The organism is Flavobacterium limnophilum (genome assembly GCF_027111315.2).
Taxonomy (GTDB): domain Bacteria; phylum Bacteroidota; class Bacteroidia; order Flavobacteriales; family Flavobacteriaceae; genus Flavobacterium; species Flavobacterium limnophilum.
Window position 1 is genome coordinate 4,200,102 of record NZ_CP114289.2, and the last position, 23,036, is coordinate 4,223,137.

At 37.9% G+C, this 23,036-nt stretch carries 20 protein-coding genes and 1 tRNA gene; 11 read left to right on the plus strand and 10 right to left on the minus strand.

Annotated elements, in window-relative coordinates; all coding sequences use genetic code 11:
* Positions 1–40 precede the first annotated feature (40 nt).
* Entirely contained in the window at positions 41–1,141 is a 1,101-nt protein-coding gene (locus tag OZP13_RS17500) for a DUF4407 domain-containing protein (protein WP_281298038.1), read from the minus strand.
* Between the two features lie 232 nt (positions 1,142–1,373).
* Here OZP13_RS17500 and OZP13_RS17505 point away from each other — a divergent pair, with 232 nt between their 5' ends.
* From OZP13_RS17505 to OZP13_RS17515, 3 genes are all read left to right on the plus strand, one after another.
* Positions 1,374–4,193, plus strand: a complete 2,820-nt coding sequence (locus OZP13_RS17505) for a TonB-dependent receptor (RefSeq protein ID WP_281298039.1) — start codon at positions 1,374–1,376, stop codon at positions 4,191–4,193.
* A 72-nt stretch (positions 4,194–4,265) separates the two neighbouring features.
* A complete protein-coding gene (locus tag OZP13_RS17510; protein WP_281298040.1) occupies positions 4,266–5,273 on the plus strand; it encodes a metallophosphoesterase in 1,008 nt (335 codons plus the stop codon).
* Positions 5,257–6,315 (plus strand): phytase, encoded by a 1,059-nt coding sequence (locus tag OZP13_RS17515; protein ID WP_281298041.1) that lies wholly within the window; start codon positions 5,257–5,259, stop codon positions 6,313–6,315. Before OZP13_RS17510 ends, OZP13_RS17515 begins: the two co-directional genes overlap by 17 nt.
* Before the next feature lie 120 nt (positions 6,316–6,435).
* Here OZP13_RS17515 and OZP13_RS17520 read toward each other — a convergent pair whose 3' ends face one another.
* On the minus strand, positions 6,436–6,828 hold the full coding sequence (locus OZP13_RS17520) for a DUF423 domain-containing protein (protein WP_269241397.1): 393 nt from the start codon (positions 6,826–6,828) through the stop codon (positions 6,436–6,438).
* A 196-nt stretch (positions 6,829–7,024) separates the two neighbouring features.
* Here OZP13_RS17520 and OZP13_RS17525 point away from each other — a divergent pair, with 196 nt between their 5' ends.
* On the plus strand, positions 7,025–8,395 hold the full coding sequence (locus OZP13_RS17525; protein WP_281298042.1) for a saccharopine dehydrogenase family protein: 1,371 nt from the start codon (positions 7,025–7,027) through the stop codon (positions 8,393–8,395).
* 127 nt (positions 8,396–8,522) lie between these two features.
* Here OZP13_RS17525 and OZP13_RS17530 read toward each other — a convergent pair whose 3' ends face one another.
* The 3 genes from OZP13_RS17530 to OZP13_RS17540 form a co-directional block, all read right to left on the minus strand.
* Positions 8,523–9,806, minus strand: coding sequence for a M56 family metallopeptidase (locus tag OZP13_RS17530; RefSeq protein ID WP_281298043.1), 1,284 nt, complete (start codon positions 9,804–9,806; stop codon positions 8,523–8,525).
* Positions 9,803–10,174, minus strand: a complete 372-nt coding sequence (locus OZP13_RS17535) for a BlaI/MecI/CopY family transcriptional regulator (RefSeq protein WP_281298044.1) — start codon at positions 10,172–10,174, stop codon at positions 9,803–9,805. The genes OZP13_RS17530 and OZP13_RS17535 overlap by 4 nt, the downstream gene beginning before the upstream one ends.
* Positions 10,175–10,322: 148 nt before the next feature.
* Positions 10,323–11,711 carry a dipeptidase gene (locus tag OZP13_RS17540; protein ID WP_281298045.1) on the minus strand — a complete coding sequence of 463 codons (1,389 nt, stop codon included), beginning with the start codon at positions 11,709–11,711 and terminating at the stop codon, positions 10,323–10,325.
* 108 nt (positions 11,712–11,819) lie between these two features.
* On the opposite strand from OZP13_RS17540, the gene OZP13_RS17545 reads away from it, so the two are divergent.
* The 3 genes from OZP13_RS17545 (at position 11,820) to OZP13_RS17555 (ending at position 14,326) form a co-directional block, all read left to right on the plus strand.
* Positions 11,820–11,901, plus strand: a tRNA-Leu gene (locus OZP13_RS17545).
* Positions 11,902–12,105: 204 nt separating this feature from the next.
* Positions 12,106–12,903 (plus strand): LOG family protein, encoded by a 798-nt coding sequence (locus OZP13_RS17550; protein WP_281298046.1) that lies wholly within the window; start codon positions 12,106–12,108, stop codon positions 12,901–12,903.
* Between the two features lie 28 nt (positions 12,904–12,931).
* Complete coding sequence (locus tag OZP13_RS17555) at positions 12,932–14,326, plus strand: MBL fold metallo-hydrolase (RefSeq protein ID WP_281298047.1); 1,395 nt, start codon at positions 12,932–12,934, stop codon at positions 14,324–14,326.
* A gap of 73 nt (positions 14,327–14,399) precedes the next feature.
* On the opposite strand, the gene OZP13_RS17560 is transcribed toward OZP13_RS17555, so the two are convergent.
* Positions 14,400–14,777 carry a heavy-metal-associated domain-containing protein gene (locus OZP13_RS17560; protein ID WP_281298048.1) on the minus strand — a complete coding sequence of 126 codons (378 nt, stop codon included), beginning with the start codon at positions 14,775–14,777 and terminating at the stop codon, positions 14,400–14,402.
* 110 nt (positions 14,778–14,887) lie between these two features.
* Between OZP13_RS17560 and OZP13_RS17565 the strand changes: the two genes are divergently transcribed.
* Entirely contained in the window at positions 14,888–15,757 is an 870-nt protein-coding gene (locus OZP13_RS17565; RefSeq protein WP_281298049.1) for a DMT family transporter, read from the plus strand.
* A 109-nt stretch (positions 15,758–15,866) separates the two neighbouring features.
* Here OZP13_RS17565 and OZP13_RS17570 read toward each other — a convergent pair whose 3' ends face one another.
* Positions 15,867–17,915, minus strand: coding sequence for a M16 family metallopeptidase (locus tag OZP13_RS17570; protein ID WP_281298050.1), 2,049 nt, complete (start codon positions 17,913–17,915; stop codon positions 15,867–15,869).
* Between the two features lie 13 nt (positions 17,916–17,928).
* Complete coding sequence (locus OZP13_RS17575; RefSeq protein WP_281298051.1) at positions 17,929–19,254, minus strand: M16 family metallopeptidase; 1,326 nt, start codon at positions 19,252–19,254, stop codon at positions 17,929–17,931.
* A gap of 266 nt (positions 19,255–19,520) precedes the next feature.
* Here OZP13_RS17575 and rplU point away from each other — a divergent pair, with 266 nt between their 5' ends.
* On the plus strand, positions 19,521–19,952 hold the full coding sequence (gene rplU / locus OZP13_RS17580; RefSeq protein ID WP_281298052.1) for a 50S ribosomal protein L21: 432 nt from the start codon (positions 19,521–19,523) through the stop codon (positions 19,950–19,952).
* A 23-nt stretch (positions 19,953–19,975) separates the two neighbouring features.
* The gene (gene rpmA, locus OZP13_RS17585; RefSeq protein ID WP_111409679.1) at positions 19,976–20,236 is read left to right on the plus strand and encodes a 50S ribosomal protein L27; all 261 of its coding nucleotides are present in this window, start codon (positions 19,976–19,978) and stop codon (positions 20,234–20,236) included.
* On the opposite strand, the gene OZP13_RS17590 is transcribed toward rpmA, so the two are convergent.
* Entirely contained in the window at positions 20,214–20,336 is a 123-nt protein-coding gene (locus OZP13_RS17590) for a hypothetical protein (RefSeq protein ID WP_269241409.1), read from the minus strand. The two genes, rpmA and OZP13_RS17590, sit on opposite strands and share 23 nt — an antisense overlap.
* A gap of 126 nt (positions 20,337–20,462) precedes the next feature.
* On the opposite strand from OZP13_RS17590, the gene OZP13_RS17595 reads away from it, so the two are divergent.
* Complete coding sequence (locus tag OZP13_RS17595) at positions 20,463–21,776, plus strand: BNR repeat-containing protein (RefSeq protein WP_281298053.1); 1,314 nt, start codon at positions 20,463–20,465, stop codon at positions 21,774–21,776.
* Positions 21,777–21,838: 62 nt separating this feature from the next.
* On the opposite strand, the gene OZP13_RS17600 is transcribed toward OZP13_RS17595, so the two are convergent.
* Positions 21,839–22,780 (minus strand): helix-turn-helix domain-containing protein, encoded by a 942-nt coding sequence (locus OZP13_RS17600; RefSeq protein ID WP_281298054.1) that lies wholly within the window; start codon positions 22,778–22,780, stop codon positions 21,839–21,841.
* Between the last annotated feature and the right edge of the window lie 256 nt (positions 22,781–23,036).

Here is a 23,036-nt window from a genome sequence, read left to right on the forward strand (position 1 = left end):
AATGGATGGAATTTCACATTGCCTTTTTTGTTGTTTTAAATCACATCGTTTTCTTCTGTTTTTCCACGAAATTATGGGCTTGAAGTTCCAATAATTCGGTGGCCTTTTGGCGTTGCAAATCATAGAGTTTCTTGTCTTGGGCAATATCGTCATAGACTTTGTCGTGCATTGATGCGCTGGTTCTCACCAATAAATCGCGCTGGTATTTGTCTTGTGTCAAAGTGGCTTTCAAAGCCGTTTCCAAATCCTCCAATTTATAATCGTATTCGCCTTTTGGGGACAATAATTTGGCGATGATCGGCGAAGTTTCGATAGCCAAAAACAACAACATTATAAACAAGGAAGGAATCAAGGGTAGTTTGTTCAGGGCGTTTATTCGCGCCATCAAACCATCAAAACCCTCTATTATGGGTTGTGTTTCGGTTACTTTTTTGTCTAAATCGGCTTGTAGCGTTATGGCTTTTTTGTCGTTGACGGCAATTTTGGCCAAATTGGTTTTTCTAATGGAATCCAGTTCCGCGGAAGCCAAATTGTGCTTGGCAATTTTCTCCTTGAAAACCGGGCCCTTTCCCAGTTTCATTGTGCCTTTTGTTCCTTCGGCTTCGGTAATATAAGTTTCGTAAAGAGCATTTACTTCTTTTTCTTTCTTCGCAATTTCCGCTTTCAGATTGTCGGTTTCGGCTTTATTCTTCTCCACATCCGATTTGAAATAATTGGCAACTTCCTTTTTATTGGTCAAAGCCATTGCGTTTTTTTCCTTCAACAAAATGGTGTTGATTTCCTTTTCAAAAATCTTGATTTCCAAAGGTTTCGAAATCACGATGGCAATGATTACAGCCAAAATAATTCGCGGACTGGCCTGCAAGAATTCACTTTTGAATTTGTCTCTTTTTCGAATGGTGGAAACGATGAACCGATCCAAATTGAAAATAAGCAATCCCCAAACGACTCCAAATCCCATAGCAATAAAAGGGTTGTCAAAAACCGTGAAAAGGGCATAAGAACTGGCAATGAAAGCCATGACGGCGGTAAAGAAAACAGTGGCGCCAATACCCACATATTTGGTTTGTTCGCCTTCGGAGCAACCTTCCAGCAAGGATTTGTCGGCTCCGGAACAGAGAATAAAGAATTGTTTTAACATGATTGATTTTGATTTGATGATTGATGATTGCAAATTTAACGCCAAAAAACGGATATTGGTATAAACGGCTGATATATATTTGATTGTCGGTTTTTCTTTTGGTTCAATGTTGTTTTAATGTAACCAATGCTTTTTTCTTTAGCAAGATTCATAACGATAGCTTAATTTTTTTCAGGGTTTAAATTAATGTTTGGTTTCTAGTTTTGCATCAAAATTATTTAAACAAAAAACAATGAAGAAAAATTATTTAATCGTGATGTTCTTTTTTCTTGCACTAGTTGGTTATGCGCAAAAAGGAGTTATCTCTGGAAAAGTATTGGACGCTGAGGACAAAATGCCTTTGCCAGGTGCAATGGTCGAAATTGTTGGAATGAACAAATACACCATTTCCGATCAAAATGGGCGATATGAATTTCTTAATATTCTTGCAGATTCTTATACGGTTCAGGTGAAATATATGGGGTACGCTGCTGCAAAAGGAGATTTGACGGTAAAAGAGGGTGCCAATGCCGTTTGCAATTTTGAATTAGTGGCTTCGGGTACTGAATTGAAAGAAGTGGTGATAGGTGATATTTTAAAAGGACAAGCCAAAGCGCTAAGCCAACAAAAACACAACAAGAACATTGGTAACGTAATTTCTTCTGACCAAGTGGGGCGTTTTCCAGATGCCAATATTGGAGATGCCTTGAAAAGGGTTCCCGGTGTTACGATGCAAAATGACCAAGGCGAGGCCAGAAATATCATTATCAGGGGTTTGGCTCCGTCATTAAATTCGGTTACTTTGAACGGCGACAGAATTCCGTCTGCCGAAGGTGACAACCGAAATGTACAAATGGATTTGATTCCGTCGGACATGATTTCGACCATCGAAGTAAGCAAAACATTAACTCCTGATATGGATGCAGATGCCATTGGTGGATCGGTAAATTTGGTTACTCGTCCAACTCCAAACGGCGAAAGAATCTCGGCAACTATTGGAGGAGGTTATTTGCCTATAAGGGATAAAGCGTCTTACACAGCCGGTTTGGTGTATGGAAATCGTTTTTTCAGCGACAAATTCGGAGCTGTATTGAGTGGTTCCTACAATAATGTGGATTACGGTTCGGACAATGTGGAAAACGAATGGGTAAAGGATGATTTTGGAAACGAATTTATTCAGAAATCTGAAATTAGAAAATACGATGTGCAACGTATTCGCAGAAGTGCTTCGTTGGCATTGGATTATAAATTCAACGAAAACAATACCCTTTTTGCCAATGCTATTTACAATTGGAGAGACGATAGAGAAAACCGTTTCAGGACTACTTACGACGATATCGAAGCTGTTTATGACGCTGTTGATGATGAAAAAATAGTTGGTTTTGAAGGTCGTGTAAAACGTCAAACCAAGGGAGGTATCGATAACGATAGGAACAAAAGCAGAAGACTCGAAGATCAACGAGTGCAAAATTATTCGCTTCGTGGAGAACATTTAATCAGTTCCAAATTAGACTTGGATTGGTCAACCAATTATTCTACTGCAAGAGAATACCGTCCGGGCGAACGTTATATCGAATACCGTCAAAAAGGCTTGGACATGACGCAAGATTTGTCGGATACCAGATTCCCTTTGGTAACAACCACGGGTGAAGCATTAAATAAATTCAAGTTTAATTCTGTTACTGAAAATACTAATGATACAGAAGAAAGTGAATTTGGAGCCAAAGTAAATATTCGAATTCCTTTCACCATTATTCCGGCAGAAAAAGGAAGAATCAGAACGGGTCTTCGTCTTCGAATGAAAGAAAAATCAAGAAACAATAATTTCTTTGCTTATGAACCAATCAACGCCGACATGAATTTATTGTCCCAGATTCCAGCCAATTATTTTGACGGTAAAGATTTCAATCCGGGAAGTCAATTTGTGCCAGGAACTTTTGCTTCGGCCAACTTTTTAGGAAATCTTGATTTGAATAATGCTTCTTTATTCGATAAGGAATCGGATCCTTCAGAGTTTTTGGCGGTAAATTATAACGCCAAAGAAAATATTTATGCGGCCTACCTAAGATGGGATCAGGATTTTAACGACAAATGGTCGATGGTGGTAGGTTTCCGTGTCGAAAATACCCACATTGATTACACCGGAAACCGCGTTTTGGACGAAGAAGAATTGGAAGGCGAAATCAATACAACCAACACTTATACCAATGTTTTGCCAAGTCTTACGGTTCAATACAACGCTACCAAAGATTTGATTTTAAGAGCTGCGGCGACTACCGCCTTGGCTAGACCGAATTACTATGCACTGGCACCTTATGTAAACAACATTGCCTCGGATATGGAAATCATGGCTGGAAATCCAGACCTTGACGCCACTTATTCGTATAACTATGATTTCATGGCCGAGAATTATTTCAAGTCGGTTGGTTTGATTTCTGGAGGTGTTTTCTATAAAAAACTGCACGATTTCATTTATAATTACAGCGACAGCAATTATACAACAGAAAAATTTGCCGCTGATTTTCCAACGCAGGACAATCCAATCCCAGTGGGAGAAAATTGGACATTTGTTCAGCCGAAAAACGGGGATACCGTTGATGTGTATGGTTTTGAAGTCGCTTTTCAACGTCAGTTGGATTTCTTCGAAAATAAATTCTTGAAAGGATTCGGAGTTTATTTAAATTATACTTTTACCAAATCCGAAGCCAAAGGAATCGCCGATGAAGACGGAAACGAGAGAAAAAACATCAGCCTTCCAGGAACGGCTCCACACATGTTCAACGGTTCGTTGTCTTGGGAAAACAAACGTTTTTCGGCTAGAGTTTCCACTAATTTCACTTCGGATTATTTAGACGAATTGGGGTCAGAAGAATACAACGACAGCTATTACGACAAACAGTTTTTTGTGGATGCCAATGCAGCTTATAAAATAACAAAGAATATCCGAGTTTTTGCTGAAGCCAATAACTTGACCAATCAACCGTTGCGTTATTATCAAGGTGTTGAATCGCATACTAAACAAGTAGAATACTATCAAGCTCGATACAATTTGGGATTGAAGTTTGATTTTTAAAAGAATCTTTTAAATAATTATAAAGGCAACAGGATGTAATCTCCTGTTCCCTTTTTTTATAGTAAATACAAAATGAAACAAATAATTTACTTTTTTTTATCAGTATTGGTTTTTCAATTATCGTTTGCACAACAAGCAGAAAAAAGAGAATTGTCGGGCTATACAGAAGGCTATATTCCAGAACTGCAGAAAATAGACAACAGTTTGAATTTTTTATTGATGGGGGATTTTGGGCGTTATGGTCAATTTTATCAAAAGGAAGTGGCTGTGCAAATGGGAAAAGCAGCCGCTACAATTGGTTCTGAATTCGTGATTAGTGTGGGAGATAATTTTTATCCAAATGGAGTACAAAGCACCACGGATCATTCGTGGGTCGCTTCTTTTGAAAATGTTTATACCGATTATAGTCTGCAGAACGATTGGTATGTAGCTTTGGGAAATCATGATTATAGAGGAAATGTTCAGGCGCAAATCGATTATTCCGCTAAAAGTCGCCGTTGGCACATGCCTTCATCTTATTTTAAAAAGGAGTTTAATTTAGAAGACGGCAATAAAGTTTTAGTTTTGTTTATGGATACTTCGCCGTTTATAGATAAATATTACGATGCGGATTCGGGTATGAGCGAGGCAATCAAAGCACAGGATACCACAGCTCAAAAAAAGTGGCTGCTCAAAGAATTAGTCACAACAGACAAAAAGGTGACTTGGAAAATTGTAGTAGGACACCATCCTTTGTATAGCGGAGGAAAGCGAAAAACCAGTTCTGAAACCATAAGTTTCGAAAAAAAGTTTGCCGAGATTTTTGATAATCAAAAGGTAGATGCTTATTTCTGCGGACACGAACACGATTTACAGATTATAAAACCGAAAGGGCATTATACAACTCAGTTTCTGTCTGGGGCAGCTTGTACTGTCCGTCCCAGCGGCGAAAGAGAAGGAACATCGTTTTTTGCCGAAAAACCAGGATTTATGACCTTTTCCATTACAAATTCAAGATTGCTTGCACAAGTGGTTGATGGAGATGGCAAAGTTTTATTTACGACTCAAATAGAAAAAAACAAAAATGAAAAACATAAATAAAATAGTAGTTGCATTCGGAATAGTTTCCTTAATTTCCTGCAGCAATAAGCTGGCTCCCATTCGCAAAGACGCTGTCAAACCAGTCATAGTAACCCAAGTATTACCGCACGATACCGACGATCCAGCTATCTGGATTAATCCTGCCGATGCCACAAAAAGCATTATTATCGGTACCGACAAAGATACCGATGGTGGGTTGTATGCTTTTGATTTGAATGGAAAAATCATTTCAAAATCTGAAGTGTTGAAACGACCAAATAATGTGGATATCGCTTATGGTTTAATAATTGATGGCAAAAAAGTGGATGTTGCCGTAACTACAGAACGTGAAAATAACAGCATCAGAATTTTCAGTTTGCCTGATTTAAAACCAATTGACAATGGAGGAATTTCCGTTTTTGATGGGAAATTAGAACGTGACCCAATGGGAATTGCTTTATACACTCGCAGTACTGATAATGCCATTTTTGCCATCGTCGGCAGAAAAAGCGGTCCTTCCGAAACTTATTTATGGCAATACCAATTGACCGATGCAGGCAATGGAAAAGTGGGAGCGAATGTGGTTCGAAAATTTGGAAAATATAGTGGCAAAAAAGAAATCGAAGCCATCGCCGTGGATAATGAATTGGGAGTTGTTTATTATTGTGACGAACAATTCGGAATCAGAAAATATAAAGCCGATCCCGCTTTAAATGACAATTCGGAACTAGCTCTTTTTGGTCAAAATGATTTCAAAGCCGATAACGAGGGAATTGCTATTTACAAAACCACGGCAACAACCGGTTATATTTTGGTATCCAATCAGCAAGCGAATACTTTTATGGTTTATCCAAGAGAAGGAGCGAATGGCAATGCCAATGAATATCCGTTGTTAGCCGAAATTCCAACTTCCACGATAGAATGTGATGGAGCTGATGTTACGGCAATCAATCTTGGTGGAGCATTTCAAAAAGGAATGTTTGTGGCAATGAGCAACGGAATGACTTTTCATTTTTACAATTGGGAAGATTTTCAAAAACGAATTGATGCTGCTAAAAAGTAAATTTCAATTCTTCGCATAAATAAAAAAAGAGCTGTTCGAAATGAATAGCTCTTTTGTTTTATTACATTAATCCAGTTTTCGGCTCCCTCTCCTCTGGAGATGGCTGGGGTGAGGAGAAAATTATTGTTGAGGTATTTTTTTAAGAAGGTTTGCCAATAATACGCCCCAAGACGAAATCAATAATAATCCGCCAATAGGAGTGATGAACCCAATTGTTTTAAAATCAAAAGGAATAAAAAGACTGTTTGTGGCCAATAAATAGATGGAACCTGAAAAGAAGATTATTCCAATAACAACTAAATAATAGATTGTTTTCTTAGCTTTTTGAGAAATTGAAGCCAAGCCAACAAACAATAAAAATAGCGCGTGATACATTTGGTATTTCACTCCGGTTTCAAAAGTAGTAAGCTGTTCGAGAGATAAAACTTTTTTAAGAGCGTGCGCTCCAAAAGCTCCTAAAATGATGGCCAGCATTCCGAAAATTGCTCCCGTGGAAATTATTTTTTTGTCCATTTCGTGTAAATTTTGATTGCAAAAATATCGCTTTCCCGTCAAACAAAATCAATTTTAACGATACTTTCTGTTGGTATTGTTTTTTGTGAAATTCTATCGAATCCTGAATTTGTGCAAATTCGTGAAATTCGCGTCAACTTTTTTGTTAAGTTGGGTACTTATTGATTAACTTACGTTTGTCTTAACAATCACAGTTATGAGAACCATTCTTATCATCGGGGCGGGAAGATCGGCTTCGTCCTTGATTCAATATCTTTTAAACAAATCCGATGAGGAAAAGTTGCACCTTATTATTGGGGATTTGTCATTGGCTTCGGCTCAAAAGAAAACCAACAATCATCCCAATGCAACCGCAATCGCATTGGATATTTTTGACAAAAATCAAAGAAAGGAATTTGTCCAAAAAGCGGATATCGTGATTTCGATGTTGCCGGCACATCTTCATATTGAAGTGGCCAAGGATTGTATTGCCCATAAAAAACATTTGGTGACAGCCTCCTACGTTAGCGATGACATGCAGGAATTGGATGCCGCAGCCAAGGAAAACAATTTGATTTTTATGAATGAAGTGGGTCTTGATCCCGGGATTGACCATATGAGCGCGATGAAAGTCATTCACGAAATCAAGGCCAAAGGAGGAAAAATGCTTTTGTTCGAATCCTTCTGCGGCGGTCTTGTCGCGCCGGAATCTGACACGAATTTGTGGAATTACAAGTTTACTTGGGCACCTCGAAACGTGGTGCTGGCCGGTCAAGGTGGTGCGGCAAAATTCATTCAGGAAGGAACTTATAAATACATTCCGTATTGGAATCTATTCCGCAGAACCGAATTTCTGGAAGTGGAAGGTTACGGTCGATTTGAGGCTTATTCCAATAGAGATTCCCTGAAATATCTCGATGTTTACGGTTTGGATGATGTGTTGACTTTGTACCGGGGAACTATTCGAAAAGTCGGTTTTTCCAAAGCTTGGAATGTGTTCGTTCAACTCGGAATGACTGATGACAGTTACATAATGGAAGATTCCGAAAATATGAGCTACCGTCAATTCGTGAATTCTTTCTTGCCGTATCATCCAACGGATTCTGTCGAAATCAAGATGCGTTTGATTTTAAAAATTGACCAAGACGACATTATGTGGGACAAGTTGCTGGAATTGGATTTGTTCAATCCCAACAAAAAAGTGGGTTTGAAAGACGCCACACCAGCTCAAATTCTAGAAAAAATCCTGACCGATAGCTGGACATTGCAGCCCAAAGACAAAGACATGATTGTGATGTATCACAAATTTGGCTACGAATTGAATGGCAAAAAAGAACAAATAGATTCCAAAATGGTTTGCATTGGCGAAGACCAAACCTATACCGCAATGGCGAAAACCGTTGGCTTGCCAGTGGCAATGGCAACCTTGTTAATCCTGAACGGAAAGATAAAAACTCCCGGAGTGCAACTTCCCATTAAAGAAGAAGTGTATTTGCCCATTTTGAAAGAATTGGAAGAATATGGAGTTGTTTTCAAGGAACAAATTGTGCCTTATTTGGGGTATAATCCTGATAAGGTTTTTAGTTAAGGCCTTTTTAATTTTAGTTTTTTTTTTTGATAAGATCCGCTTCGAGAGAAGCGGATTTTGTTTTAAATAATAGAGGCAGTCTAAAACTTTTGACTGCCTCTATTATAATTTTTATTGAAGCTAATTATTATTTGTTAGCTAAAATTGTTATTGGAAGATCATAGGATGTTCTGACTGCTTTTCCGTCTTTTGTTCCTGGTTTCCATTTAGGTAAATTTTTTAATACTCGAATTGCTTCATCACTAGAACCCGGACAGTTGTCGTTTATAGGACTAAAATTAGACAGCGAGCCATCAGTTTCCACGACAAAACCAATATGAAGTTTAACTTCCAAACAATCTTTTGGAATTATAAAATTCTCAGCGATAGAATTGTTTAACTTATCAATTCCTTCTGGAAATTCCGGTTTGACATCAACTTCATGTAGAGGATAAGTTCCTGGTATGCAAAAGAAACCAACTGCAGTTTTTACAGAAGCATTAAAGTTCACTGAATCAGTATTTTCGGCAATTTGATTATTCTTGTCATTAGAGTTTGTTGCTGTTTTAACTTGTGCAACACTTTCTGTGCAAATAAAGAAAATAAGTCCTGAGAATAAGGGTAAAAGAACGATTTTAGAAAGCAGTATTCTTGTTTTGGAAACGGTTTTTGTCATCATAATGAATCTTTTTTTAGTTATGGAATAGTTTAAATTACTGGTTAATCCGAATGTTGGGTTTGTGTTTGCATAAGCAAGCAAAAGATTTTGATAGAATGGAATATTGTTGTAGATGGTCACCACTTTTTCATCAGCCAGGAATTCATGATTGAGTTGAATTGCTTTTTTGTAAAAAATAAAAATGGGATTGAACCAAAGTACTGTTTTCAAGGCTTCGACCAGCAATATGTCCAAAGTGTGTTTTTCGTTTACGTGTATCAATTCATGCGTGTATAATTCTTCATTTATTTTTCGGTTTTGATAATCTCCTTTATTGAGGAAGATGTAGTTTAGAAACGTATGTGGAGGGACTTGTTCCTCTAATAAAACTAATTTAGCGTTTTTGTACACAACAACTGGGTTCGACTTAATATTGGATATTATTTTCAAAATGTTTCCAATGTACCGAAACAATAGTATTGAAGCAACCAAACCATAAAGAATCCAAAGGATTATCGATTTGTAATCGATGGATTGCTCTAAAATTATTTTATTCGAACTGTCTTGAATCACATAATCATGGGTTTGCTGTACCGGTGCAATGGTCTCTGTAACTATTTCAATAGTCATGAAAGGAATTGCCAATGAAAAGACAAGACTGAACAGCAAGTAAAACCTGTTAAACTGATGCATTTTTTCTTTTTCCAATACCAAGTGGTAAAAAATTAAAAGAAGAAATAAACTTAGGGATGATTTATAAAGGAAGTCAATCATTTTTTCTTTTTTTGAATTTCACTGTCAATTATTTTCTTGAGTTCTTCCAGTTCCGATGCCGAGAGGTTGGTCTCTTTGGTAAAGAAAGAAGCAAATTGGGAAGCCGAATTGTTGAAGAAATTGCTAATTAATCCGTTTACGTGTTTCGAGAAATAATCGGTTTTTTTAACCAATGGATAATACTCCCTTGAGTTCCCAAATTCGTTGTAAGCCACAAACTTTTTATCAATCATTCTTTTCAATAAAGTGGCCACGGTCGTGGTTGCTGGTTTTGGTTCTGGAAAAGCTTCGAGTAAGTCTTTCATAAAAGCTTTTTCTAGTTTCCATAGGTGTTCCATTAATTGTTCTTCTGAATTGGATAATGACATTTGCTCCATGTTTTTAGAATTAACTCTACAAATGTAGAATAAAAAATTTAATATCCAAATTTTTTGCAAAAAAAATCCATTCACTCGGTTTAGAATGAACGGATTAAAAATTTTTTTCTTTGTGACTTCGAGCCTTTGTGGCAAAAACCTATTTCGACATTTCCACAAAATACTTGTAAAACAAAGGAATTGTTTCAATTCCTTTCAGGTAATTAAAAATTCCGAAATGTTCGTTTGGCGAGTGAATGGCATCGCTGTCCAAGCCAAATCCCATCAAGATGGTTTTACTTTTTAGTTCTTTTTCAAACAAGGCGACTATTGGAATACTTCCGCCGGAACGAACTGGAATGGCAGGAACTCCAAAGGTTTCGGTATAAGCTTTGTTGGCGGCTTTGTAGCCAATGCTATCCGTTGGCGTCACATAACCTTGTCCGCCGTGATGCGGTTTTACTTTTACTTTCACTCCGGCTGGAGCTATATTGATGAAATGTTTGGTAAACAATTCCGTGATTTCTTCCCAATCCTGATTCGGAACCAATCGCATCGAAATTTTGGCGAAAGCCTGACTTGCAATAACCGTTTTGGCTCCTTCTCCAGTATATCCACCCCAAATTCCGTTGACGTCAAGCGTTGGTCGAATGGAATTTCTTTCATTGGTTGTGTAGCCTTTTTCGCCATAGATGTCATTTAAGTCCAAAGCTTTTTTGTAATCTTCCAAATTGAAAGGCGCTTTGGCCATTTCGGCTCTTTCTTCAAGAGACAATTCTTGTACATTGTCGTAAAAACCAGGAATGGTAATGTGATTATTTTCGTCGTGAAGCGAAGCAATCATCTTTGCCAAAACGTTGATGGGATTGGCAACAGCACCACCATACAATCCAGAATGCAAATCGCGATTTGGCCCAGTAACTTCCACTTCCACATAACTCAAACCGCGCAATCCCGTTGTGATGGAAGGCTGTTGGTTGGAAATCATTCCTGTGTCCGAAATTAAAATTACGTCACATTTCAGCTTTTCTTGGTTGCGTTCCACAAACCATCCTAAACTTTTGGAACCAATTTCCTCTTCACCTTCAATCATAAATTTTACATTGCAAGGCAAAGTGTTCGATTGAATCATGTATTCCAATGCTTTTACGTGCATGTACATTTGGCCTTTGTCGTCGCAAGAGCCACGGGCAAAAATGGCGCCTTCGGGATGAATTTCGGTTTTTTTAATAACGGGTTCGAATGGAGGAGAAGTCCATAATTCGATTGGATCAGCCGGTTGAACGTCATAATGTCCATAAACTAGAACGGTTGGTAAAGTTTTATCAATTATTTTTTCGCCATAGACGATTGGGTTTCCGGGCGTGTCACAAATTTCGACAAAATCGCAACCTGCTTTTTCCAGGCTGCCTTTTACGGCATCGGCAGTATTGATAACATCTTGGTGGTAAGCGGGATCGGCGCTTACAGAAGGGATTTTTAACAATTCGATTAACTCGTTAATGAAGCGGTCTTTGTGTTGTTGAACGTAGGATTTTATGGTTTCCATAATGGGTTTAAATTTTATACTTTCAAAAGTACAAAAAAGAGCGTAAATATTTTTGAATAAATTCCTTTGAAAGTTAGAAGTTATGTTTATATTTGCACTCACAATTTTGCGGGTATGGTGAAATTGGTAGACATGCCAGACTTAGGATCTGGTGCCGCAAGGCGTGTAGGTTCGAGTCCTATTACCCGCACAAAAAAGCTTCTCCAAACGGGAAGCTTTTTTTATTTCTGCTGTTTTCTTGATGAATCCATTTTTCATTTTTGACATTTTGAGGAATCCATCTTCGAATCTCCACCCAAATTCTTTTGCGTGCTAAAAATTCCCTCAAAATTTGTGGATTATCTTCAATATTTTCTATCTTAGATAAATATTATCCTATTAATTGACAAATCTCATGTGTGCAAAAGAATCAACCAACTTCAAACGTTTAACTCCCGAAGAATGGGAGAACGCATGGCAACAACATTGGAAAAAAGCCCAATTGGACTACGAATTGCCAATAGACGAATCAGAAGAACACCAGTTTTTATCGGAACGAAGAACCGCCGAAAAAGAAAAAGAACGATTGGAAAGAATAAACCAAGAATTCGAAATGGGTTTTAAAAAATTGGGAAAATTGGGGCCAGCCGTCACCATTTTTGGATCTGCAAGATTTAAGCCCGGAGAACCTTATTATGAATTGTCGAGGGAAACTGGTAAAGCTTTTGCCAAGGCCGGTTTCACGGTTTTGACCGGAGGTGGGCCAGGCGCCATGGAAGCGGCAAATCGTGGGGCAAATGAAGCTGGCGGACCCAATTATGGACTCAATATCATTTTGCCGAAAGAGCAAGCACCGAATCCTTATGTAACCGAAAGTTTCGAGTTTAATTATTTCTTTGTTAGAAAAGTGATGCTCGTTAAATATTCATGTGCCTACATTGTCATGCCGGGCGGACTGGGAACTTTGGACGAATTGTTTGAAGCGGCCACTTTAATCCAATGTAACAAAATCGGGCCATTTCCACTGATCTTGGTTGGAGGAAAGTTTTGGAAAGGATTGCGTGATTTTGTGGCTTTTATGGCCGAGGAAGGGGTTTTCTCTCCCGAAGAAATTGGATTTTCTCGAATTGTTGAAACTCCCCAAGAAGCCATTGAAATGGTTTTGGCTGGATTGCCACAAGATTTTAAAAATACATTGAAACCCTTGAAATAATTTTCTATAGTCTAAAACAAAAACATTGATGGAAATAAAAGTATTTGGTGCTGCAGGTGGTGAGGTAACAGGCTCGTCCTATTTGATTAAAACAGACAAAGCAATCGTATTGGTTGACGCAGGAATGTTTCAAGGTGGAAAAGAATCGGAGGCAAAAAACAAACTGCCCGAAGGCGCCACTCCCAGTAAAATAGATGCATTGCTGTTGACCCACGCACATTTGGACCATACCGGACGAGTGCCTTTGTTAATCAAGTATGGTTATAACGGACCTATTTACAGTACGGAAGAAACCTTGAAAATGGCACAAATCATTTTGCAGGATTCTGCTCGTTTGCAAGTGGCTGATGCGATGCGAAAAAACAGAAAACAATGGAAAGAAGGAGCGCCTATTGCCGAACCACTTTACAATACCGAACATGTCGAGTATATGGAAGAACTGGGCAGGGCTGTTGAATACAATACGGCCATTGAAGTGGCGGAAGGAATTACTGCCAAATGGATTGAAGCGGGACATATGTTGGGTTCCGGCAGTATTGAAGTGACCGTTACCGAAAACGGTAAAGCCAAAACGATTGTTTTTTCTGGGGATTTAGGACCTCTTACCTTGCCGTTGTTGAAACCTTTCGATCATTTCAATCATGCCGATTTGGTGTTTTTGGAATCTACTTATGGTGATCGCGACCATAAATCTTTTGATGACACGATGGTGGAGTTCGAAAAAATTATTATTGAAGCTTATAAGTCGGGCGCAAAAATTTTGGTACCTACCTTTGCCATTGGGCGAGCACAGCAAATCATTTATCATTTGGCCGAGCTTTTTCATTTGGGCAAAGTGCCGCCTTTTCCTATTTATTTGGATAGTCCCATGGCTATAAAAGCATTGACGATTTATAGAGACCATCAAGATTTGTTGGACGAAGAATTTCAAGATTTGAAACGCAGGGGAGCTTTTCCTTTGGATACGGAATATTTTATCCCTTGCACGTCAATGGAAGAATCAAAAAAGTTGAATGAAGTCAACGGGCCATGCTTGATTTTGGCAGGAGCCGGAATGTGTAATGGTGGTCGAATTATGCATCATTTATATCACAATATCGAAAATCCGAATACGCATGTGTTGATTGTCGGTTACCAATCGCACGCTTCTTTGGGGAGAAAATTGGTTGAAAAACAAGCCGTGGTGCGAATTTTTGGAGACGAAAAAAGACTTCGGGCACAAGTGCATACCTTGAGTGGTTTCAGTGCGCATGCAGGACAAACGGATTTGTTGAATTGGTTTTCCTATTTGGCTTCTTCCAGACCTAAAGTAGTCATCACTCATGGTGAAGACTTGCAGAGAAAAACCTTGGCTTCCCTTGTCAAAAAAAAATATGAAATTGATTCTATTCTGCCAGAAATTGGGGATATAATTGAGTTATAATCTTTCGTTAATTTCCACAAAAAAAGTTTCTCATTCGAGAAACTTTTTTTGTGTTTAAATTTTTTGGAATGTGTTACAACTTCATGTTCGAAACCTTGTATGTTTTTCCGTCGGCGGCCGCTTCGACAACCTTAGTTAGTTTTTTAGGAGTTAATATGGTTTTGTCAAAAGATACCGTTGCCAGTTCTTTGTCGAAATCTACCGATGCCGTTTGAACGCCATCCAGTCCATTAAGTTCTTCCTGAATTGTTTTGGCACAACCAATGGCACAAGTCATTCCTTTTATGTTGAAACTTGCCGTTTGCAGATTTGTGGCGGCAATTTCTTTCTTCACTTTTGGAGTGCTATTTTCGGTTGCTGTATCTGTTGCAGCTTCGCCCGTTTTTTCTTTACAACCCACAAACAAAAGGCTTGCGAGTGTTATTGCCAATATTGATTTTGAGAAATTCATTATAATTGGGGTTTTAATAGTTTAATTGTGTTGTTGTTGAGGACAAAATTAGCAAAAAAAAGCACTGTTAATTCATAAAATAATTACAAATTTGAGCCAAAATTTAGTTTATGGATTCGAAACGGCTGAAATGGGTTTATTTGATAACGCTGGCACTTATTTGGGGAAGTTCATTTATTCTCATAAAAAAAGGTTTGGTTGGCTTGACGCCAATGCAACTCGGATCATTGAGAATCATCTTTGCTGCCATTTTTCTGTTGTTGATAGGGTTTAAAAGTTTAGCAAAAATCCCTCAACATCAATGGAAATACATAGCCTTGACGGCAACTTTGGGCACTTTTTTTCCGGCCTATCTTTTTGCGATGGCACAAACCCAAATCGACAGTTCAGTAAGTTCTATTTTAAATTCCTTGACGCCATTAAACACCTTGATTTTTGGTGTTTTATCTTTTGGATTGACTTTCAGGAGAGCCCAAGTTTTAGGGGTGATTATCGGTTTGGTGGGAACTTTTTTGTTAATTATAAACGGAGCCTTGCATCATCCCGAACAAAACTATTATTATGCTATTTTGGTTTTGATTGCTTCTGTTTGTTATGCAATAAACGTGAATTTAATCAAGAAATATTTGTCGGATTTGAGTCCGGTGAGCATCACGACAGGAAATTTTTTGGTGCTGCTTTTGCCAGCACTAATCGTTTTGTTTTTCTCCGGTTTTTTTGAGGTGATTGCCGTTGAAAGTGTTCAGCATTCGGTGCTTTTTGTAATGATTTTAGGGGTGATGGGAACAGGAATCGCCAACATCATTTTCTTCAAGACCATCCAGATTTCATCGCCTGTTTTTGCCACTTCGGTGACTTATTTGATTCCTGTTGTGGCTTTTGGTTGGGGATTATTGGATAATGAAATGTTGACGCCTGTCCAGTTTTTGGGAGCTTTCATTATTTTGTTCGGGGTTTATTTGTCGGCAAAGAAGGAGTAGTTGGGTTTCAGATTTCAGATTAAGAATGTTAAACATCTATGTATAAAAAAACGAAAACCTCTTGATTTCTCAGGAGGTTTTCGTTTTTTTTTGCTAACTGCTAACTAATTTATTGGAAATCAGCATCGGTAACACCTTCGTTGATTTTTACGTCGGACATTTTTATGTCCAATTCAAAACCTACATTTTGAACGATGTTGAAAGGGATTTTGACGCCTTTTACAATTCTGTAATCTTTGTAATAAGTTGTTGTGGTTACTTTGTTTCCTCCTTGTTCTTGAGTTTTGGAGTCGGCAACTTTTAGACCGGATTTAACATCATAATACAAAGTGGTTTTTCCGTTTAGGATTACGTAAGCATCATTTCCTTCAAAGGATTCGATTCCAGTTAGAGTAATTCCTGCTTTCTTGGCCAATTGCACTTCTTCAAAAGGAACGGCACTTGCTTTCATCTCGGCTAAATCGGCGCCTTCAATGTTTTTTCTTTGCCCTTGTTGCACCACATAAGCCCCTTTTTCGTTGACCACTTGTTTCATCAAACTCATTGGTCCCATCGCGATTTCCACCATCAATTTGCCTTTGCTATCGACTTTGTTGGTAAAGGTCAAAGGAGACGGCGCTTGCGGAATGGTTGTAGAACCCAGCATTGAAATTGTTTTTACCGAGGCAACAGCTTTTTCGCCACCAATGGCCTTGATGTAATTATCCAAAACAATTTTGGCGGTTACGCCAGCAGGAACTTCTTTTTTAAGAACCGGTTTTTCTACTGGATTGCCGTATTTGTCAAAATAAAACATCGGGATTTTTAGACTTTCCAAACCTGGAATCACGTCGGCACCTTTTCCGGCAATGACGATTCGGGTGTTGTCAATCAAGAAATATTTGTTGGCTGCAGCCTGTATTTGTTCCGGAGTTACGGCATTCAAGCTTTTGATGTAGTTCTCGTAAAAATCTTCGGGAAGATTTTCTGTCTCGATTCTCAAAGCATATCGCGCCACGGCTTGAGGTTGCTGCACCTGCATTACAAATTTTCCGATGAAAGAAGCTTTGACGCTGTTAAGTAATTCGTCGCTTACTTTTTCGGTCCTGATTTTTTTGATTTCCTTGATAAATTCCACTACGGCGCTGTCGGTAACCACGTTTCTTACGGCCGATTTTGATTTTAGTTTGGTTACATATTTTCCGCTACCGATGATGGCATTGGCACCATAAGTCCAACCGTGGGCTTCCCTTAAATTCATGTTCAAATAGCTGTTGAAGTCACCGCCCAAAATATGGGTTGCCAGTGCAGCCGGAAAAAAGTCGGGGTCGTTCATTTTTAAATTCAAGGTGTTTACCAATGCAATTTCAGATTGTACGGCATTGGGCATATCCACGAAATTAATTTGTGTGAACGGTACATTTTTTGGCTCGTCATAAGTCAATTTTGGAGTGCTTCTTTTTTGCCAAGTGCCGAATAATTTTTCTACAAAAGGTTTGATTTTTTTGTATTTTACGTCGCCAATGATTACTAAATAAGCGTTTTCGGGTACAAAATAGTTTTGATAATTCGCTTGAACATCGGCAAGTGTAACGTTGTTCAAGGTTTCTACGGTTACAAATTCCCCGGAAGGATGGCTTTTGCCAAAAGCTAAAGCATCAACAACTCTATCTGCAATGGCAGGAACGCTTTTTTCTTCGGCTTTCAGGCCTTCAAGCATTTTGGCTTTTTCCTTGTCAAATTCTACTTGGGTAAAGTTGGGGTTCAAGGCGCCATCAGCCATCAATTCCAGGATACGGTCGGCATATTTGGAAAGGGCGCTTGCATAAGCTCCATTGGAACTAAAGTTGACGCTGGCACCAAAAAAGTCGATTTCTTCGTTAAAAATGTCTTTGGTTATTTTTTTGGAACCGTTTCCAATTAAACTACTGGTTAATTCATCGACACCTTTTATTTTGCCTTCTGCAAAAGGAGCATTGTCCAGAGTAAGATTGTAGGTTACTCGCGGTAATTTATGGTCTTCGACAACCATCACTTTCAAGCCATTTGCCAAAATAAAGGTTTGCGGTTTCTTGATGTTTACCACCGGGGCTTTGCCGGGTTTGGGTTGCGGACGGTCTTGTGCTTGCATAATTCCGGTTAAGAACAAAATGAATAATAATATACTTGTTTTTTTCATGATAGGGAATGTCTTAGTTTTGAGCTTGTTCAGTGGAAGGGACGTAATCCAAAATCAATCTTTGATTTGGGTTTAAATATTTTTTGGCAACTTCTCTAATTTCTTCTCGGGTAATGGAATGATATAAATCAATCTCCGAATTAATCAAATTGATGTCGCCGTAAAGCATGTGGTATTTTGCCAAGTTTTCGGCAATTCCTTCCACGTTTGTATTGGCATTTACAAATTGATTGTCGAAAGTGTTTTGCAATTTTTGATAGTCTTTCTCTGAAATCAAGTTGGTTTGGATTTTCACGATTTCCTCATCAATTTCTTTTTGTAAATCTGCCAATGTGAAAGTCCCCATTGGTAATCCGTATATAATGTACATTCCATAATCTTCTTGACTAAAGCCGACAGCTCCGATTTGTAATGCCATTTTTTTCTGGTCCACTATTTTTTTATATAATTTAGAACTTTTCCCGTCACTTAAGTAGGAAGAAATTAAGTCCAGAACTCTGGCATCTCTCGTTTTCATTGATGGTGTTCTATAAGAAGTTACCAGCATTGGGATTTGGATGTTCGAGTCTTGATAAGTCGCTTTGATGGTTTGCGTTATCGGTTCTTCGGCGAAAGTCTGTTTTTTAAATACTTCTCCTTTTTTGATTGGGCCAAAATATTTTTGGATCCATTCTTTGGTTTGGGCAAAATCAATTTGGCCGGCAACAACCAAAACGGCATTGTTTGGCGTATAGAATTTTTTGTTGAAAGCTTGAAATTCTTCCAAAGTGGCAGCATCTAAATGTTTCATCGAACCAATGGTGTTCCATCGATAGGGATGAACCTTGAACATGTTTTCTTTTACCGCCGTAAGGATGTTTCCATAAGGACGATTGTCGAAACTGGTTCTTTTTTCTTCCTTTACGACCTCGTTTTGGGTGTCAACGCCAATTTGGTTAATGACAGGGTGCATCATTCTTTCGGATTCCATCCAAAGTCCCAATTCCAGATTGTTGGAAGGGAAGACCTCATAGTAATAAGTTCTATCGTCCGAAGTGTTTGCATTGTTCATTCCTCCATTTGAAGTCACGATCTTGAACCATTCGCCACGTTTGATGTTTTCTGTTCCTTCGAACAATAAGTGTTCAAAAAAGTGGGCAAAACCGGTTCTTTCCGGATTTTCGTCTTTTGCGCCCACGTGATACATCACCGAGGTTACGACTACTGGAGCAGAAGGGTCGTTGTGTAAAATTACATGTAGCCCATTGTCTAAGTTGTACTCTACGAAATCCACTTTCTGGGCAGAAGCGATTCCTCCAAGCAAAAGTGCAGCACTTAACGCCATTATTGATTTTTTCATAAGGATTAATAATTTTTTTATTTACAGTTGGTAATCAAATACGTATTATTGTTACATCAAAATTACTTTTTTTTAGCGAATAATGACAAATTTTTCTTACTTTACAATAAAATTAACATTTTCAGGTCAAAAAAACGCTTTTGAATTATCGAAAAACCTTAAAAAACAGGTCGCTATGTAAAGAAACTATTTTTTTGCAGGAACTAATTGCAGGATAAATATTTAATTGTATATTTGCAACCTTAAAAATTATAAAACAATTTGTTATGTATGCAATCGTAGAGATAGCAGGGCAACAGTTTAAAGTTAGCAAAGACCTAAAGGTTTACGTTCACCGTTTGGCAAATGAAGAAGGAACTAAAGTTTCTTTCGACAAAGTTTATTTGTTAGACGACAACGGTACAATCACGATAGGCGCCCCAGCTATAGAAGGTGCTTCAGTAGAAGCCAAAGTGTTACAACACTTAAAAGGAGATAAAGTAATCGTTTTCAAAAAGAAAAGAAGAAAAGGGTACAAAAAGAGAAACGGTCACCGTCAATATCTTACTCAAATTGTAATCGAAGGTATTACAACTTCAGGTTCTAAAAAAGCAGCTCCTAAAAAAGCAGCAGCCGAAGTAGCTACTGAAGAAGTTGTGGAAGCAGCTCCAAAAGTAAAAAAAGCTCCAAAAGCTAAAAAAGAAGACACACAAGAATAATAACAATATAAAACTAATACGTCATGGCTCACAAGAAAGGTGTCGGTAGTTCCAAGAATGGTAGAGAATCAGAATCAAAACGTTTAGGCGTTAAGATTTTTGGTGGACAAGCTGCAATTGCTGGGAACATCATCGTAAGACAAAGAGGTTCAAAACATAATCCAGGTGAAAACGTTTACATTAGTAAAGATCACACACTACACGCAAGAGTAGATGGAGTTGTTCAGTTCCAAAAGAAAAGAGATAATAAATCTTATGTATCTATACTTCCATTCGAAGCATAATCATCAAGATTCTATTTTTTACAAAACCCGTTTCGTGAGAAGCGGGTTTTTTGTTTTTGTATTCTTTTCCAATATTGCGAAACATTTGAATAATTTCCATTTCGAAATTTTGAACAATTTTTTTTGCAACATAAAAACTGGTAGGGTCTGGTTTGTATATTTTATGGGTTGTTTTACATTTGGGTTTACTATTACTTTGGAAAAACTAAAATTGGCTGTTGAATCAATGAAAATCAATAAAATAATAAAAGGGCTTTTGGGTGGACTGATGATTTGTTTATCAGGATGTTCTACAGGAAAAATTGTCCAAACAAACATTGGATATGGTTGGAACAATAATTCTGTGAATACGGTCAAATTCAGAAAAAATGCTTTAACGACGCACGATCAATACCAATTTACGGCCTATTACGACGAAAATAGCAATCTTGTTCTAGGAAAGCGAAAAATAAACACCTCACATTGGGAAATAGTAAAGACTCCTTATAAAGGAAATACAAAAGATGCCCATAATGATATTAGCATAGTTGTTGACGGGGAAGGCTATTTGCATGTAAGTTGGGATCATCATGACACGAAGCTTCGATATGCAAAAAGCAAATATCCTTTAAGTTTGGAAGTTGGCGAGGAACAACCCATGACGGGAATGGAAGAAAAGAAGGTGACTTATCCCGAATTTTATAATTTGCCGAACGGAAATCTGCTCTTTTTTTATAGGTCAGGTGCATCTGGAAGAGGCAATATGGTGATTAATTCCTATGATTTGAAAACCAGAAAGTGGACGCAATTACAGCAGAATTTGCTTAATGGTGAAGGGCAACGAAGTGCTTATTGGCAGGCTTGTGTTGACCAACAAGGAGTTATTCATCTTTCGTGGGTATGGCGGGAAAGTTGGGATGTGTCCACGAATCATGATTTGTGTTATGCCCGCTCAAAAGACGGAGGCGTAACTTGGGAAAAATCTACAGGAGAAAAGTATAATTTGCCAATAACGGCTTCGTCATCTGAATACGCTTGGAAAATTCCCCAGAAAAGCAGCTTGATCAACCAAACGGCAATGGCTACGGATGAAAACGGTAATCCTTATATTGTAACCTATTGGAGTGAAAAGGGAATTCCCCAATATCAAATCGTGTATTTGGACAAAGGCAATTGGAAAAAAATAAATACGGGATTCAGGAAAACTTCTTTCTATCTCGGAGGTGGTGGTACCAAGCAAATTCCTGTTTCAAGACCGGATATAATTGTCAAGAATAATGATGACAATCCAATGTTGTATGTTCTTTTCAGGGATGAAGAAAGAGGGAACAAAATCTCGTTGGCCTATAATAATTTGACCAGTATTGAAAATTGGAAAGTAGTTGATTTGACCAATACTTCCGTAGGTCAATGGGAACCCAACTATGATATTTCCCTTTGGAAAAAGCAACATAAATTACATGTTTTTTTGCAAAATGTCACTCAAATTGACGGAGAGGGACTGGCAAAATCAGCCCCAACGATGATAAGTGTTTTAGAATTGAATAGTTTGCCCAAATAGTTGAAAATCTACACCAAGTTTATCCTGCTCTCCAAAAGAGGTGTATTGGGCTGAGGCAAATTCTAATTATTCCTGGTTTCCTGGTTTCTATATCTACCGGGTGTCGTTCCTGTTCTTTGCAAAAAAGAAGAGGTAAAATGTTGTATCGACGAAAATCCGCAAGAATAAGCAATGTCTGACATCGACTTGTTTTTTGGATTTAGAATCAATTCAATGGCTTTTTCGATTTTTAGATTAATGATGTAGCTGTTGGGAGGATACCCGGTAAGCTTTTTTACTTCATAAGTGAATTTTGTTTTCCCCATTCCAAATCGATGTGCCAAGTCGTCAATATTCCATTTCTTGCTGATGTCTTCAGAAACAATTTTGGTGAACTTGTCGATAAAATTGGTTTCTTCTACCGTTTTTAGACCCTTGCTCGAAAGTTGTCTGTATAAATCTATTAGCAAGTTTTCTAGAATATTGCCCACCATTATTTCATAACCTTCCTCTTGGTTTGCTAATTCTTCTCGGATATCAATAAAATATTTTTCAAAAGTTTTGGCTTTTTCCAAAACTACATTGCTGTTGTCCGCAATCAAGTTGCCCAGGTTTTCTTGAATACTTTTGGATAATTTAGTCCAGTTTCCTAGATTTAATTTCTTTTTTTGACCATATTCTTGCGGTTTTAATATAATCCAATTGATGTATCCAATGTCCATTTTGCCATTAGGGCTTCCGTTCCAATGCCAAGGCGCGGTAACCGATAAATTGCCGGGCAATAATTCAATTTGGTTCCCTTCGACCACCCAATCGTATTTGCCGCTGGTCACAAAATGAATTTCAATGCCATCATTTAAGTGCGGTCGCATATTTTCATCCATCTGCACTTTGGTAAAACGCATACTTCCAAATTGTTTTATAAACGGAAGACTTGCCAAAGGGCCAGGATTGTTTTCGTGCCACCAGACGCCCGAATTTCCTGCACTGTTTTTTGATACGCTGTTCGAATTTATATTGTCCATAATTATAAAGGAAGTCGTGATTTTTTTTAAGGGGTTAAAGTACAAAAAAAATTATATAATTGTTCGTTGTCTAAAAATAACACAGAATAATTATATAAATGCTACTTTTAACTTTTAATTAATTATTTCTTGGATTAAATACAATATTCTCAGAAATAGATTACTATAAATAAGATTAATAAATAAAAGCGCAAATACACAGACACATTCAGAGTGTGAAAAAATATATATTTGTCAAATAAACAATTACAATTTA

Excerpts from the sequence above, each read along its gene's own strand:
- OZP13_RS17500 (WP_281298038.1), bottom strand. The coding sequence starts at position 1,141 with ATGTTAAAACAATTCTTTATTCTCTGTTCCGGAGCCGACAAATCCTTG.
- OZP13_RS17505 (WP_281298039.1), top strand. The coding sequence starts at position 1,374 with ATGAAGAAAAATTATTTAATCGTGATGTTCTTTTTTCTTGCACTAGTT.
- OZP13_RS17510 (WP_281298040.1), top strand. The coding sequence starts at position 4,266 with ATGAAACAAATAATTTACTTTTTTTTATCAGTATTGGTTTTTCAATTA.
- OZP13_RS17515 (WP_281298041.1), top strand. The coding sequence starts at position 5,257 with ATGAAAAACATAAATAAAATAGTAGTTGCATTCGGAATAGTTTCCTTA.
- OZP13_RS17520 (WP_269241397.1), bottom strand. The coding sequence starts at position 6,828 with ATGGACAAAAAAATAATTTCCACGGGAGCAATTTTCGGAATGCTGGCC.
- OZP13_RS17525 (WP_281298042.1), top strand. The coding sequence starts at position 7,025 with ATGAGAACCATTCTTATCATCGGGGCGGGAAGATCGGCTTCGTCCTTG.
- OZP13_RS17530 (WP_281298043.1), bottom strand. The coding sequence starts at position 9,806 with ATGATTGACTTCCTTTATAAATCATCCCTAAGTTTATTTCTTCTTTTA.
- OZP13_RS17535 (WP_281298044.1), bottom strand. The coding sequence starts at position 10,174 with ATGTCATTATCCAATTCAGAAGAACAATTAATGGAACACCTATGGAAA.
- OZP13_RS17540 (WP_281298045.1), bottom strand. The coding sequence starts at position 11,711 with ATGGAAACCATAAAATCCTACGTTCAACAACACAAAGACCGCTTCATT.
- OZP13_RS17550 (WP_281298046.1), top strand. The coding sequence starts at position 12,106 with ATGTGTGCAAAAGAATCAACCAACTTCAAACGTTTAACTCCCGAAGAA.
- OZP13_RS17555 (WP_281298047.1), top strand. The coding sequence starts at position 12,932 with ATGGAAATAAAAGTATTTGGTGCTGCAGGTGGTGAGGTAACAGGCTCG.
- OZP13_RS17560 (WP_281298048.1), bottom strand. The coding sequence starts at position 14,777 with ATGAATTTCTCAAAATCAATATTGGCAATAACACTCGCAAGCCTTTTG.
- OZP13_RS17565 (WP_281298049.1), top strand. The coding sequence starts at position 14,888 with ATGGATTCGAAACGGCTGAAATGGGTTTATTTGATAACGCTGGCACTT.
- OZP13_RS17570 (WP_281298050.1), bottom strand. The coding sequence starts at position 17,915 with ATGAAAAAAACAAGTATATTATTATTCATTTTGTTCTTAACCGGAATT.
- OZP13_RS17575 (WP_281298051.1), bottom strand. The coding sequence starts at position 19,254 with ATGAAAAAATCAATAATGGCGTTAAGTGCTGCACTTTTGCTTGGAGGA.
- rplU (WP_281298052.1), top strand. The coding sequence starts at position 19,521 with ATGTATGCAATCGTAGAGATAGCAGGGCAACAGTTTAAAGTTAGCAAA.
- rpmA (WP_111409679.1), top strand. The coding sequence starts at position 19,976 with ATGGCTCACAAGAAAGGTGTCGGTAGTTCCAAGAATGGTAGAGAATCA.
- OZP13_RS17590 (WP_269241409.1), bottom strand. The coding sequence starts at position 20,336 with ATGGAAATTATTCAAATGTTTCGCAATATTGGAAAAGAATACAAAAAC.
- OZP13_RS17595 (WP_281298053.1), top strand. The coding sequence starts at position 20,463 with ATGAAAATCAATAAAATAATAAAAGGGCTTTTGGGTGGACTGATGATT.
- OZP13_RS17600 (WP_281298054.1), bottom strand. The coding sequence starts at position 22,780 with ATGGACAATATAAATTCGAACAGCGTATCAAAAAACAGTGCAGGAAAT.